The organism is Streptomyces sp. NPDC059957, assembly GCF_042730015.1.
GTDB lineage: Bacteria > Actinomycetota > Actinomycetes > Streptomycetales > Streptomycetaceae > Streptomyces.
The window spans coordinates 81,218-94,493 of the sequence record NZ_JBHWMB010000033.1; the positions used below are offsets into that span (position 1 = coordinate 81,218).

14 protein-coding genes are annotated in these 13,276 nt (G+C 73.3%); 7 read left to right on the top strand and 7 right to left on the bottom strand.

From position 1 onward, the window contains the following. Window positions 1-27: 27 nt before the first annotated feature. The 5 genes from ACFWBW_RS22710 to ACFWBW_RS22730 all read left to right on the top strand — a co-directional run bounded on the left by ACFWBW_RS22710 (window position 28) and on the right by ACFWBW_RS22730 (window position 3,875). The gene (locus ACFWBW_RS22710) at window positions 28-1,614 is read left to right on the top strand and encodes an amidohydrolase (protein ID WP_385375114.1); all 1,587 of its coding nucleotides are present in this window, start codon (window positions 28-30) and stop codon (window positions 1,612-1,614) included. A 32-nt stretch (window positions 1,615-1,646) separates the two neighbouring features. Next, window positions 1,647-1,877: a hypothetical protein gene (locus tag ACFWBW_RS22715; RefSeq protein WP_385375116.1), complete on the top strand. Its 231-nt coding sequence runs from the start codon at window positions 1,647-1,649 to the stop codon at window positions 1,875-1,877. Next, window positions 1,874-2,611, top strand: a complete 738-nt coding sequence (locus ACFWBW_RS22720) for a 4'-phosphopantetheinyl transferase family protein (RefSeq protein ID WP_385375140.1) — start codon at window positions 1,874-1,876, stop codon at window positions 2,609-2,611. The genes ACFWBW_RS22715 and ACFWBW_RS22720 overlap by 4 nt, the downstream gene beginning before the upstream one ends. Window positions 2,612-2,794: 183 nt before the next feature. After that, window positions 2,795-3,229, top strand: coding sequence for a GNAT family N-acetyltransferase (locus ACFWBW_RS22725; protein WP_385375142.1), 435 nt, complete (start codon window positions 2,795-2,797; stop codon window positions 3,227-3,229). Window positions 3,230-3,356: 127 nt separating this feature from the next. Beyond that, window positions 3,357-3,875 (top strand): hypothetical protein, encoded by a 519-nt coding sequence (locus tag ACFWBW_RS22730; protein WP_385375118.1) that lies wholly within the window; start codon window positions 3,357-3,359, stop codon window positions 3,873-3,875. Here the strand turns inward: ACFWBW_RS22730 and ACFWBW_RS22735 are convergent. After that, window positions 3,835-5,079 carry an MFS transporter gene (locus tag ACFWBW_RS22735; protein WP_385375120.1) on the bottom strand — a complete coding sequence of 415 codons (1,245 nt, stop codon included), beginning with the start codon at window positions 5,077-5,079 and terminating at the stop codon, window positions 3,835-3,837. The genes ACFWBW_RS22730 and ACFWBW_RS22735 overlap by 41 nt on opposite strands. A 99-nt stretch (window positions 5,080-5,178) precedes the next feature. Here ACFWBW_RS22735 and ACFWBW_RS22740 point away from each other — a divergent pair, with 99 nt between their 5' ends. Continuing rightward, window positions 5,179-6,264, top strand: coding sequence for a DUF5937 family protein (locus ACFWBW_RS22740; protein WP_385375122.1), 1,086 nt, complete (start codon window positions 5,179-5,181; stop codon window positions 6,262-6,264). Window positions 6,265-6,386: 122 nt separating this feature from the next. Here ACFWBW_RS22740 and ACFWBW_RS22745 read toward each other — a convergent pair whose 3' ends face one another. From ACFWBW_RS22745 to ACFWBW_RS22770, 6 genes are all read right to left on the bottom strand, one after another. Beyond that, window positions 6,387-7,595: an acetylornithine transaminase gene (locus ACFWBW_RS22745; protein WP_385375124.1), complete on the bottom strand. Its 1,209-nt coding sequence runs from the start codon at window positions 7,593-7,595 to the stop codon at window positions 6,387-6,389. Beyond that, entirely contained in the window at window positions 7,592-8,518 is a 927-nt protein-coding gene (gene argB, locus ACFWBW_RS22750; RefSeq protein WP_385375144.1) for an acetylglutamate kinase, read from the bottom strand. The genes ACFWBW_RS22745 and argB overlap by 4 nt, the downstream gene beginning before the upstream one ends. A gap of 59 nt (window positions 8,519-8,577) precedes the next feature. Next, window positions 8,578-9,729 carry a bifunctional glutamate N-acetyltransferase/amino-acid acetyltransferase ArgJ gene (argJ, locus tag ACFWBW_RS22755; protein WP_385375126.1) on the bottom strand — a complete coding sequence of 384 codons (1,152 nt, stop codon included), beginning with the start codon at window positions 9,727-9,729 and terminating at the stop codon, window positions 8,578-8,580. Beyond that, window positions 9,726-10,784 (bottom strand): N-acetyl-gamma-glutamyl-phosphate reductase, encoded by a 1,059-nt coding sequence (argC, locus tag ACFWBW_RS22760; RefSeq protein WP_385375128.1) that lies wholly within the window; start codon window positions 10,782-10,784, stop codon window positions 9,726-9,728. Before argC ends, argJ begins: the two co-directional genes overlap by 4 nt. A gap of 79 nt (window positions 10,785-10,863) precedes the next feature. Further along, window positions 10,864-11,532, bottom strand: coding sequence for an isochorismatase family protein (locus tag ACFWBW_RS22765; RefSeq protein WP_385375130.1), 669 nt, complete (start codon window positions 11,530-11,532; stop codon window positions 10,864-10,866). A gap of 173 nt (window positions 11,533-11,705) precedes the next feature. Beyond that, window positions 11,706-11,918, bottom strand: coding sequence for an MbtH family protein (locus ACFWBW_RS22770; protein WP_385375132.1), 213 nt, complete (start codon window positions 11,916-11,918; stop codon window positions 11,706-11,708). A 186-nt stretch (window positions 11,919-12,104) separates the two neighbouring features. On the opposite strand from ACFWBW_RS22770, the gene ACFWBW_RS22775 reads away from it, so the two are divergent. After that, a complete protein-coding gene (locus ACFWBW_RS22775; protein WP_385375134.1) occupies window positions 12,105-13,220 on the top strand; it encodes an alpha/beta hydrolase-fold protein in 1,116 nt (371 codons plus the stop codon). The last annotated feature ends 56 nt before the right edge of the window (window positions 13,221-13,276 follow it).

A 13,276-nucleotide genomic window follows, 5' to 3' on the forward strand; every position in this document is an offset into this window, starting at 1 on the left:
TTGCCGCCAGGGAGAGTTGGACCGCCCATGCTGTGTTCGAGGCTGGTCAACGCGAACATCGTCACCATGGACCCGGACCGTCCCTTCGCCCGCACGCTGGGGATCTGGCGGGGGCGGATCGTGGGGTTCGACGAGGACGTGGCCTCCTTGCCGGCTCGTGAGGTCGTCGATCTGCAGGGCGCCACCCTGCTGCCCGGGTTCATCGACAGTCATGTGCACCTCGCCTGGACCGGGCTGAAGCAGAGCACCCCGAGCGTCGCCCCGTGCGAGCGGGTCGAGGACGTGCTGGCGGTGGTGGCGGAGGCGGTCTCCCGCTCGGCGGGCGGGGACGGGGCCTGGGTCGATGTCATGGGGTACGACCAGCGGGCGCTGGGGCGGCACCTGACCGCCGCCGAGCTGGATGCGGTCAGCCCCGGGCGCAAGGTGTTCCTGATGCACGACTCGGGGCACGGTTGCGTCGTGAACAGTGCGGTGTTGGGCCTGCTGCCTGACGGTGTTCCGCATCAGGACGGCTTCCTGGCCGAGGGTGCCATGACCGCCGCCCGGCGGCTCCGGCTGCCGTACGGGCAGGACGAGATCGCCGATGCCGTCGAGCGCGCGGCCCGGACCTGCCTCTCCGAGGGCGTGACCGCCGTCGCCGAGGCGGGCATCGGAGGCGGGCTGCTCGGCCACAGCCCCGTGGAGCTCGGCGCGTACCAGCTGCTGCGGGACCAGGGGAGATTGCCCCTGCGAGTGCAGCTCATGCCCGCGGGCGATACGTTGCGACCGCGCGAGGCGCACCGGGAGGACGGTATTCCGCGGGCCCTGGACCTGGGCATGCGTACCGGGTTCGGTGACGACTGGCTGTCGCTGGGCGCGCTCAAGATCTACACCGACGGCGGGATGATGGCCCGTACCGCCGCGCTCACGGCCCCGTACGCGGGCACGGACCACACCGGACAGCTGCAGGACGATCCCGAGCGCCTCACCCGGATGATCGTCGACGGCCACCTCGGCGGCTGGCAGCTCGCCGTGCACGCCATCGGGGACCGCGCCGCCGATCTCGCGCTCGACGCGCTGGAGGAGGCGCAGCGGCTGCGGCCCCGGCCGGACGCGCGGCACCGCATCGAGCACGCCGGGCTGATCCGCCCCGACCAGCTCCCGCGCTTCGCGCGCCTGGGCGTCAGCGCGGTCGTCCAGCCGGCCTTCCTGTACTCCTTCGGCGACGACTACGCGGACGTGATGGGTGAGGAGCGAGCCCCCTGGATGTACCGGGGACGCGGGTTCCTGGACCACGGGGTGACGCTCGTGGGGAGTTCGGACCGGCCCGTCACCGACGGGGCCCCGCTGCGTGCCATCCAGTTCATGGTCGAGCGCGCCTCCGCCTCCGGGCGGGCGATCGGGCCCGGCGAGGCGGTCACCGTCGAGGAGGCGCTGCGGGCCTACACGGTCGCCGGTGCGTACGCCTGCCGGTGGGACGACAGGGCCGGCAGCCTCACCCCGGGGAAGCGCGCCGACCTGGTCGTCCTGGGTGACGACCCGCGGTACGTCGATCCCTCCCGGATCAGTGCCATCGAGGTCGTGGAGACCTTTGTTGACGGACGCCAGACGACGACGGATGCGGGAAAGCTGTGATCAGTGTGAGTGGTATGAGTGGCGTGAGTGGCGTGAGTGGTCAGACCGGTGTTCTGGAACGGTTCTCGCCGCTGTGGGAGGCGCCCGAGATGCCGCCGCGCTGGGTGATCTGGCACGCGGGTGCGGGTGACTCCTTCGTCTTCGACCGGGAGTTCAACATGCCCGTCGACGTGGACGACGCGCTCCTCGGCGAGGTTCTGGGCCGGATGCGCGAAGTCGGTGCCCCGGAGGGCGATACGTACCCCGGCCGTCCGTGCGGATGACGGCCGCGGCGGACCTGGCCCCCGGCACCGACACCTCCGCGGAGCCCTGGCTCACCTCGCCCGGACCGGGGCTGTGGGTGGCGCGCGTGAGCCTGTACGCGGATCGGGCACGGGAGTTGGAGGGGGTGCTCGACGATGCCGAGCGGGCCCGGCTCCAGGGGATCCGGCGCGCCGGCGACCGTGACCAGTACCGGGTCGCCCACGTCGTGCTGCGGCAGTTGCTGGGCGACCGGCTCGGCCGGGATCCGGCGCGGGTGCGCTTCTTCCGCGAGCCGTGCCCCGGCTGTGGGGGGCCGCACGGACGGCCGGCCGTGCCCGGCGTTCCGCTGCACTTCTCGCTGTCCCACGCGGGGGACGCCGTACTGGTGGGCTTCGCGGACAGTCCGGTCGGAGTCGACGTGGAGAAGCGGCCCGCGCCCGATCTGGCCGCCCAAGTGGCCTCCGAACTGGCGGAGGTCCTCCATCCGGCCGAACGCGCGGAGTTGTCGGCGCTGCCGGCCGGCGAGCTCCCCTCCGCGGTGGCCCGCTGCTGGTCCCGGAAGGAGGCCTACCTCAAGGGAGTCGGCATCGGCCTCGGCGGGAACTCGGCCCTGACGTACGTGGGCACCGGCGGCGCCCCCTCGGCTCCATCGGGCTGGGCCGTCGACGACGTGCCCGTCTTCCCCGGCTACGTGGCGGCACGCGCCGTCCGTACGGGCCGACTTGGCCCCACCGCCCAGGTAAGGCTAACCTAACCTCGACCGTTCCGTCGGGAGGCCTCCGCCTCCGCACCCGCCCGCACGCACGCACGGCGGAACCGAGGAAGGAACACCTTGACCACGGCCACGCTGCCCCCCGCCGCCGCGCACGCCACCCTGCCGCCCCGTGCCCCCGCTCCCCGGTGGCACGAGGTCATCCCCGAGGTCCCCGAGTTCACGGTGCGCCCGGCGCGCCGGGACGACGGCCCGGCGCTCGCCGCCCTCTCCCGGCCGTTCGTCCACGCGGGGGCGCTCCGCGAACGCCCGCTCTCCCTCTACCTCTCCCGGGCGTCCGACTTCCTCGTCGCACAAGCACCCGACGGAACCCTCGAGGGCTGCCTCGGTCTGCGCGAACACCCCGCCGCCGGCGTGCTGTACAACTTCTGCGTCGCGGCCCACCGGCAGGGCTCGGGCATGGGCGCCCGCCTGCTGCAGGCGGCGCTCGCCAGGGCCCGCAACCGTTCCCTGGCCGCGCTGTTCACGGCGACGACCGGCAGCGGCCGCCTCTTCCTCCTCCACGGCTTCCTCCCGGCCTCCCCGGCCCTGGCCCCGGCCGACTGGGCCCGGTCCCTGGACCCCGCCCGGGGCGCCCGCGTCCTGTCCCTCGCCCTCTAGGCCGCGAGACAGGAGCACGGTGGACGGCTGGGGCACATCCCACGCCGGCCGCTCCAAGCGGGGAACCAAGCCGCGCATCACGGAGGCTCGCCGCTCAGCTTGCTTGAACCGCGCGTAGGGTCCGGAGATGGACATGGTCAGCGGTGTCGTCAGTGTCGCGTACTCGCACTTCTCCATTGCCGAGCACGAGAGTGTCGACAATCTGCCGGACTTTCATACCGACGAGCCCGTGATCATCACACCCGGCAGGCTCACGATCGTCAGTTGCGTCCAGGAACACGATGCCTGGGTGACTCTCATGGTCGCCGAGGCCGAGCCCGTGCAGCAGACGGAGCAATGGCAATCGCTCGGATCCTGGCCGTACCGCCCCGTCCACGGAGGCCTGATGGGAATCTCCGGCCCCACCACCGGGCCTGCCGTGCCGGCGTGGGGCTGGCTTCCGGGTAGCCAGGGGTACGCCCCCGCACTGACGCTTGACCCAACGACGATCTACACGGTTCACGTCTATGCCAGGGGCCGAGAGGACTCCCGAGCTCGGTACGAAGCCGCAATGGTCCGCGAGGAATGGGATCGCCGCGTGGGGTTCGAGGACTACGTAGCCGTCTTCATTCCTGCCGAAGAGCAGGCCCCCGGGGCCGCAGGCTGAGCCTCGTTCCTTGATCCTGCTCGGTGGCGACGGCTCCGGCGGAGAGGAGTGTCGCGGCGGCGAGGCTGCCCCAGAGGGCGGCCGGGCCGTGGGGTGCGAGAGCGGTGATGACCGCCGGGGAGACGGCGAGGCCGAAGCCCGTGGAGAGTTGGAAGCGGGCGAGGACGCGTCCCAGGACATGCGCCGGGGCGAGGGCGGTGACGAGCGCCGTGGCGCTGCCCGCATAGATGATCTCGCCGAGGGTGCAGACCACGGACACCGCGGCGACGGCCGGGGCACCCCAGCCGTGTCCCAGGTAGGTGGCCGCGAGGAAGCCGAGGTAGGACGCGGTGAGCACCACGCCGGCGATCGCCAGCACGGACCGGCGGGGGAAGCGGGACATCAGGACGGTGACCGGAACCTGCAGGGTGACCACCAGCACGGTGTTGGCCGCGAAGATGGCCCCCGACCACACCGGGGAGGCGTGCAGCTGCGTCACCAGGACAAGAGGGAGCGCGATTTCGGGGACGTTGAGGCAGAAGACGTAGATCACGTTGGCGGCCAGGAGCGCGCGCATCCGGGGTGCGGGCTTGTCGTCCCTGGCCTCGGCCGCGGCAGCGGCCGGATGAGCGCGCACGTGGACCGACCACGCCAAGGCCGCCGCGGCGAGGTAGGCGAGCCCGGTGACGGCTGCCAGCGCCTGCAATGCGGTGGTGCCGCCCGCCAGGCATGCGGTGGCGAGGAGTGCACCGGCGCCCAGGCCGGCGTTGCGCAGGGCGCGGCCCCCGGCGAGGGCGGCGTCGCGTTCCCGGCCGTGGGCGACCGTGGCCACGAGGGCTGCATGGGCGGCCGGCCATGCCTGGTTGCCGATGCCGAGGAAGAGCGCCGCCGCCGCGAACAGCCAGACGTGCCCCGCCGGGGCGGCCAACAACAGCGCTACGCCCAGCACCCGCACCAGCATCGACGCTGCCACGACCGTGCTGCGTACGCCCCGGTCCAGCCATCGGCCGACCGCGGGCATGCACACCAGACCCACGACGGCGCCGGCCGTCATGGCGATGCCGGTGGCCGGCGCGGACAGCCTCAGCACGGACACCCCGTAGAGCAGGAGAAAGGGCCGCAGCAGGCCGGTGCCGAGCGCGTCCACGGCCAGGGCGACGGCATAGCGGGGGCCTCCGGAGGCGCGGACGAGGGCGCGAGGCCGGATCTTGGTGGTGGTTGCCATGGCGCCAACGGTGCTTTCGGCCGCCGAGCCGGCCATGCCGGTTGACCGACACCGTCAATCGACGCGGTCGTCGGCCATCCGACCGGCGATGCTGAGCGGATGACGTTGAGGATCGACATCGGCGGCCTGCCGTCCGGGCGACTGCGGTTCTCTGCCTCCCCGCTGGCGGAGCTGACCGCGATGCTGCACGTGCTGGCCGAACCCGCGCACCACCCGCAGTTCGCCGGCTGGGCCGGGGACGTCTGGGCCGGGCTCCCACCAGAGCTGGCGGAGCGGCTCAGGGAAGCGGAGTTCCTCTGGCGTTCCTCACGAGCCGACTTCCTGGTCCCCGCTCGTCCCCGCCCCACCCTCGCCGAGGAGTTGGACGATGTGGACCGGATCGACGATGAAACCTACGTGGCCGCCGCGCTCATCACCACGTGCGGCAGCAACCGGGTCCACTTCGGCGCGCCGTCGCCGCTCGCCGACGCGACGGCGCGCGAGCGGGCCCTGGCCCTGGCCCAGGCCCGCGGCGCACTCCAAGAGGCCTTCGCGGAACGGCTGCTCGCGGATCCGGCCGTCGTGCGGGCGCGGGTGCGCAACACCTTGGAACAGTGCGCCGAGGCATTCTTCGACGCCGCCTGGACGGGTGTCGCCGTGCAACTCGCCACCGACCTGCGCCTGAAGAACGACCTGCTGAAGCGCCACGGCGTCGGGGCAGCACTCGCATCGGTCTCCAGCGCCGTGACCCTGGCGCCGGACGGCAACTGCATCATCGTGGACAAGCTGCAGGACAACGCGACCGCCGCCCGCGGCACCGGGGTCACCTTCCTCCCCAGCGTCTTCGGCCGCCCGCACCTGGTGGTGGTCCACGCGCCCGGGTGGCAGCCGGTGGTGCAGTACCCCCTGGCCGAGGCGCGTCCACCGGAGCCGATATCGCTGGAAACGGTCACGCTACGGCTGGAGGCACTCGCGCATCCGGTACGGCTGCGGCTGCTGCGCACCCTGGCCCGCGGCCCGCACACCACCGGTGAACTGGCCCATGCCTGGGAACTTTCACCCCCCGAGGTTTCCCGCCACCTCGCTGTCCTGCGCCGCGCGGGCCTGCTCACGGCCCGGCGGCACGGTCGCTACGTCCGGTACACCCTCGATCTGCCCGGTCTGACGGCGCTGGGGGCCGACCTGCTGGCGGCCGTACTGCGCTGAGTGGCTTCGGTCTGCCGGAGCACGGGCGACCGCCGCCGTCGCACCATCGTCCGACTCGGCAGGCGCCGTGCCGTACCAGCGTGAGCGCCTGCTGCCCTCAGGCAGCCGGACACCCCCCGGCCCTACGAGGCGTCGAGGATCCCCGGCAGCGCCGCCACCAGGGCGTCTGCGCGCTCCTGCGGCAGGGTCAGGGCGGGTGCCAGCCGTACGACGCCCGCGCCCGCCGCGTTCACGAGGAACCCGGCGTCCTGCGCGGCCCGCTGGACCCGGGCGGCGACCGGCTCGGCGAGGGCGATGCCCAGGAGCAGTCCTGCGCCCCGCACTTCCCGGACCAGGGGGTGTTCCAGGGCCTCGATGCCCAGCCTCAGCCGCTCCCCCACCCGCGCGGCGTGGGCGAGCAGCCCCTCCTTCTCGATGGTCTCCAGGACGGCGAGCCCGGCCGCGCACGCCACCGGGTTGCCGCCGAAGGTGGAGCCGTGCTGACCGGGGGTCAGCAGTTCGGCGGCGGCGCCGAAGGCGACCGTGGCGCCGATCGGCAGGCCGCCGCCCAGCCCCTTGGCCAGGGTGATCACGTCCGGCTCCGCTCCCGGCTCCGCCTGGTGCGCGAACCAGTGGCCGGTACGGCCGATCCCGGTCTGCACCTCGTCCAGTACGAGCAGGGTCCCCGTGGCGCGGGTGATCTCGCGGGCCGCCCGCAGGTAGCCCTCGGGCGCCGGGACGACTCCGGCCTCGCCCTGCAGGGGTTCGAGCACGACGGCGGCCGTGTGCTCGGTGACGGCCGCGCGGAGCGCCTCCGCGTCCCCGTAGGGAACGTGCGTGACCTCTCCGGGCAGGGGCAGGAACGGGGCGCGCTTGGGCGGCTGGCCGGTGAGGGCGAGCGCCCCCATGGTCCGCCCGTGGAACCCGCCCTCCGTGGCGACCAGGTGCGGGCGCCCCGTCCGGCGGGCGATCTTGAAGGCGGCTTCGACCGCCTCCGCGCCCGAGTTGGCGAAGAACACCCGGCCGGGCCGCTCCAGCAGGGCAAGCAGCCGTTCCGCCAGCGCGACGGCCGGCTCCGAAACGAACAGGTTCGAGACGTGGCCGAGCCGGGCGACCTGGTCCTGGACGGCCGAGACGAGGGCCGGGTGGGCGTGCCCGAGGGCGTTGACGGCGATACCGCCGGTGAAGTCCGTGTACGCGCGGCCGTCTTCGTCCCAGACCGTGCTGCCCTCGCCCCTGACCAGGGCGAGCGCGGGGGTTCCGTAGGTGTCCATCATCACCGCGCGCCAACGGTCGGCGAGCGGCGGCGTCGCGCTCCCGGAGAGCGGTGTCGTCGTGCTGTCGGCGGTCACGCGCCGTCCCCCTTGCCGTCCGGCCCCTCCGGGCCGGGTTCGCCGTCCGGCACCACCGTGGTGCCCGGTCCGTCCTCGGTGAAGACCCCGCGCAGCAGCGCGTGCGGTACCCGGCCGTCGATGACCTGCGCCTTGGCGACGCCCGCCCGTACGGCGCGCAGGCAGCCCTCCATCTTGGGAAGCATGCCGCTCGCGAGCTCCGGCAGCAGGGCGTCCAGCTCGCCGGCCGTGAGGCGGTCGATCACCTCGGTGCTGTGCGGCCAGTCGGCGTACAGCCCCTCGACGTCGGTCATCACCACCAGCCGGTCGGCCCCCAGGGCCACGGCCAGGGCCGAGGCCGCGAGGTCGGCGTTCACGTTGTAGATCTGGCCGTCCTCGCCGCGCGCGACGGGCGAGACCACGGGGATGCGGCCCTGCTCCAGCAGGCCCGCGATCGTCGCGGCGTCCACGTCCACGATGTCGCCGACCAGGCCGATGTCCACCGGCAGGCCGTCGACCCAGGCCGGGCGGCGTACGGCGGTCATCGTGTGGGCGTCCTCGCCCGACAGGCCCACGGCGAACGGCCCGTGGGCGTTGATGGCCCCGACCAGTTCGCGCTGGACCTTGCCGGTGAGCACCATGCGCACCACGTCCATCGTCTCCGGCGTGGTCACCCGCATCCCGGCCTCGAAGCGGGTCTCCAGGCCGAGCCGGTCGAGCAGTGCGCTGATCTGGGGACCGCCGCCGTGGACGACGACGGGCCGCAGGCCCGCGTGCCACAGCTCCACGACGTCCTGGGCGAACGTCCGGTGCGTGGAGGGGTCCACCATCGCGTTGCCGCCGAACTTGACGACGACCGTGCGGCCTTGGAGCTGCTCCAGCCAGGGCAGGTCCCGGGGGGCCGGAACGGTGAGCGCCAAGTCATCCTGCGTCTGCTTCCGCATCGTCTCCGCCGCCTCCGCCGTCTCCGCAGCCATCGCCACCGTCGTCAACTCGGCCCCGTTCACGAGCTGTAGGCGCTGTTCTCGTGCACGTACTCGGCCGTGAGGTCGTTGGTCCAGATGACGGCCGAGGAGTCGCCGGAGCGCAGATCCACGGTGATGGCGATCCGGCGGCCGGACAGGTCGACCTTGTCCCGCGGCTCTCCCTCGGCGCCGTCCCGGCACACCCAGACGCCGTTGATCGCCACGTCCAGCCGGTCCGCGTCGAAGACGGCCGAGGTGGTGCCGATCGCGGACAGCACGCGGCCCCAGTTGGGGTCCTCGCCGTGCAGTGCGCACTTGAGGAGGTTGTTGCGGGCCACTGAGCGGCCCACCTCCACGGCGTCCGCTTCCGAGGCCGCGCCGACGACGGCCACCTCGATCTCCTTGGACGCGCCCTCGGCGTCCGCCACCAGCTGGAGTGCCAGGTCCCGGCACACGGCGTGCACGGCGGCGGTGAGCTCCGCGGTGTCGGGCGTGATGCCCGAGCTGCCCGAGGCGAGCAGCAGCACGGTGTCGTTGGTGGACATGCAGCCGTCCGAGTCCACCCGGTCGAAGGTGGTGCGCGCCGCTTCGCGCAGCGCCGCGTCGAGCACATCCGCGCCCGCGTCGGCGTCCGTGGTCAGGACGACCAGCATGGTGGCGAGTCCGGGGGCGAGCATCCCGGCACCCTTCGCCATGCCGCCCACCGTCCAGCCGGGGCCGGCGGCCACGGCCGTCTTGTGGACGGAGTCCGTCGTCTTGATCGCGACGGCCGCCTCCTCGCCGCCCTCGGGCGACAGCCGGGCCGCCGCGGCGGTGATGCCGGCCGTCACCCGGTCCATCGGGAGCCGGACGCCGATCAGGCCGGTGGAGCAGACCGCGACCTCGTCGGCGGTGCCTGCCAGGGCCGCCGCGGTGCGTTCCGCCATCGCCTGGGCGTCCTCGGCGCCACCGGGGCCCGTACAGGCGTTCGCGCCACCGGAGTTGAGGACGACGGCGGAGATCCGTCCGTCGGCGAGCACGCGGCGGGACCAGCGTACGGGCGCGGCCTGCACGCGGTTCGAGGTGAAGACACCGGCGGCGGCGCGGGACGGACCCCGGTTCACCACCAGGGCCAGGTCCGGGTCACCGGACTCCTTGATGCCGGCGCGCACGGCGCCCGCGAGGAATCCCCGGGCTGCGGTCACACTCACGGAGCCACTCCATTCATGGGCAGGCCCAGCCGTTCCGGCAGGCCGAGGGCCAGGTTCATGCTCTGCACCGCGCCACCGGCGGTGCCCTTCGTCAGGTTGTCGATGGCGCTCACGCAGATCAGCCTGCGGGCGTCCGGGTCCACGGCGATCTGCACCTGGGCGGTGTTCGAGCCGAGGACCGCGGCGGTGGTGGGCCACTGCCCGGGCGGCAGCAGCCGTACGAACGGCTGGTCGGCGTACGCGGCTTCGAACACGGCGCGCACCTCGCCCTCCGTGGGGATCGCGGAGGTCGCGGAGCCGCCCGCGGCCGGGCGCAGCCGCGCCGAGCAGGTGGCGAGGATGCCCCGGGGCATGGGCGCCAGGGTGGGCGTGAAGGAGACCGTCACCTGCTCGCCGCCGGCCGCGCGGGACAGGTTCTGGGCGATCTCCGGGGTGTGCCGGTGGCCGCCGCCGACTCCGTACGGGCTCATGGAGCCCATCACTTCGGTGCCGAGGAGGTGCGTCTTGAGCGCGCGTCCGGCGCCGGAGGTTCCGCTGGCGGCGACGATGACGGCCTCGGGCTCGACCAGGTGCGCGGCGTAGGCGGGGAACAGGGCCAGGGTGACCGCCGTGGGATAGCAGCCGGGTACGGCGATCCGGGTGGCGCCCTTCAACTCGGCGCGGGCTCCCGGTAGTTCAGGCAGACCGTAGGGCCAGGTGCCGGCGTGGGGGCTGCCGTAGAACCGTTCCCAGGCGGCCGCGTCCCGCAGCCGGAAGTCGGCGCCGCAGTCCACGACCAGGGTGCCGGGCTCCAACTCCTCCGCCAGCGCTGCGGATTGACCGTGGGGCAGGGCGAGGAAGACCACGTCGTGGCCGCGCAGGGAGTCGGCGGAGGTGTCCAGGAGGATCCGCTCGGCGAACTCGGGAAGCTGCGGCTGTACGGACCCCAGCGGACGCCCCGCACTGCTGTGCGCGGTCAGCGCACCGATCTCCACGGCGGGGTGCGAGCCCAGCAGGCGGAGCAGCTCCCCGCCCGCGTAGCCGCTGGCACCGGCCACCGCGACCCGTACGGTCATGTTCTTCCGCTCTCTCTCGGTTCGTGTGGGCGCCTTCGGCGCAGGACGGCGCCGCGGCGGGGGCGTCGGCGGGACGCGCTCAGGCATCCTTGCGCACGCTTCGGGACCCTCCGCCGAGCAGCAGCTCGCGGAGCAGGGTCTCGGTCGTGCACACCACCGCGCTGCGGGCGGCCCAGCGCAGGGCCATCTCGTGCTCCTCGGCGGAGAAGTCGGCGACGGCGTCGGCGACCACGAAGGGCTGGATGTCGTTCATGAAGGCGTCCGCGGCCGTCAGGAGGACGCCGAGGTGGGCGTGGACCCCGCAGACGATCAGCTGGTCGCGCCCCTCCGAGCGCAGCAGCCGCCCCAAGTGGCTGCGGAGGAAGGCGTTCTGGCGCACGTTGGCCAGCACGCGTTCGCCGGGCCGCGGGGTGAGCGGCGGGATGATCGCGGCGGCGTCGCTCCCGTCGCCGATGCCCGGCCCCCAGACGTCCGCGGCGAGGCCGCGCTGGCCCGGCGGCTGGGCGGCCGGCTCGGCGGTGAAGAAGACCGGAATCCCCAGTGCCGTGGCGAGGGCCCGAAGTGCCGTGATGTTCTCCACGAGTTCCACGACCGGGGACCTGTCCGTCGGGAGCTCCCCCACGAAATGGTTCTGCATGTCGTGGACGAGGAGTGCGGCGCGAGCGGGGTCTATGGCCCAGGACGCACAGGAGCGGGGCAGGGCGGCGCGGTCGGGCATGGGGTAGGAACCGATGGCCGGCAGGCTCACGACGATCCCCTCCCCCTGATGCCGCGCGAGCGACCCCCACGCAGCCCTGAATGGTTAGCTTAGCCTAACCTAACTTCTCCTGATCCCGCCCGGGCGCCCCGACATGCGGCGACCCCGGGCGCACCGCGACCCCGGGCACACCGCGAGCGCGGCGCATCCGGGGCCGATCCCGGTCAGGCTTCGACGGCCGCCGCGAGGGAACGGGGGCGCAGGTCGGTCCAGTTCGACTCGATGAATTCCAGGCACGCGTCACGGGTGGTCTCGGCGAGGGCGACCGTCCATCCACCGGGAGCCTCGGCGAAGGAGGGCCAGAGGGAGTGCTGACCCTCGTCGTTGACCAGGACCAGGAAGCGGCCGTCGGCATCGTCGAACGGGTTGGTGCTCATACTGGGGTTCCTCCAGGAGCCCGATGGGACCGGCGGGTGGCGTCGGCGTGCGGCGCGCACAGTCCGACAGCGGGCGCCGTGCCCGTGGGGAAGGTCGATCGGGAATGAAGAGAGCCGTTCACTTAGGTTAGGCTCGCCTAATTATAGAGCTTAACGTTTCCCCTTCCCCCTCACAAGGAGGCACCGATGGGTGCACTCGAACGGATCCTGGCCGAGGACGGCTCGGAGAGCCCCTTCGCCGCGTTCGACTTGCCCGCCGCCCCCGGCACCGATGAGTTCTGGGCGGCCGCGGCTCCCGCGTCCGCGCCTTCCGGCGACGGCGGTTGGGTCACCCTGTTCCTGTGGCGCGGGTCCCCGACGGTCATCGACTTCGAGAGCTGGTCGGACCCGGTCGCGCTGCTCCGGTGGCGCGACACGGACTGCTGGTACGCAGAGGTGCGCATGCCCGCCCGGCTCCGAGTGACCTACCGGTTCCTCGCGGATGACGGATCGTCGTACGCCGATCCGCTCAACCCCCTCCGGGCCGGCGGCGACCGGTCCATCGTCGCCACCCCGGACGCTCCGCCCCAGCCGTACTGGCCCGCCGTGGGCGCCGACGACGTACTGCCGCTGCCGCGCACCCGGATCCGGTGGGCGAGCGAACGGCTCGGCGGGAAGCGCACCGTACGGGTCCACCCGGTGGGCGGCGGCGGACCGGTGGTCCTGCTGCTCGACGGGGACGACTGGCTGTACCTGCACCCGGCCATGACGGCCTTCGACGCGGCCTTCGAGGCCGGCGACATGCCCCCGGCCACGCTGGTGTTCCTGCCCACCAAGGACCGGCAGGCGGAGTTCGGTTGCCGGCCCGAGCTGTGGGAGGCGGTACGGGACGAACTGCTGCCGCTGGTCGCCGGGAGCGGGGTGCCCGCCGACCTGGAACGGCTGGTGGTCGCCGGGCAGAGCCTCGGCGGTCTGAGCGCGCTGTACGCGGCGACGGAGTTCCCCGAGCTTGTGTCCCGGGTCGCCTGCCAGTCGGGTTCGTTCTGGTGGACTCCGGAGGCGGCCGACCTGCCCGACCCGCTGGGCGGCCCGCGCGGCGGCGCCATCGCCGCGCGCCTGCGCGAGCACCCCGCCCCGTCCGGGCTGCGGATCGCCTTCGACCTGGGCGAGCACGAGACGCGCATGCTCCCCCACTGCGAACTGGTCGAGGCCCTGACGGAACAGGCCGGTGCGACCGTACGGGTCTCCAGGTCGGCATCGGGCCACGACCGGGCGGGCTGGCGACAGGCCCTGCTCCGGGACGTCGCCTGGGCACTGGCCTGACGGCCTGCTGGCCTGCTGACCTGACTGCCTGACGGCCTGACGGCCTGACGACAAGG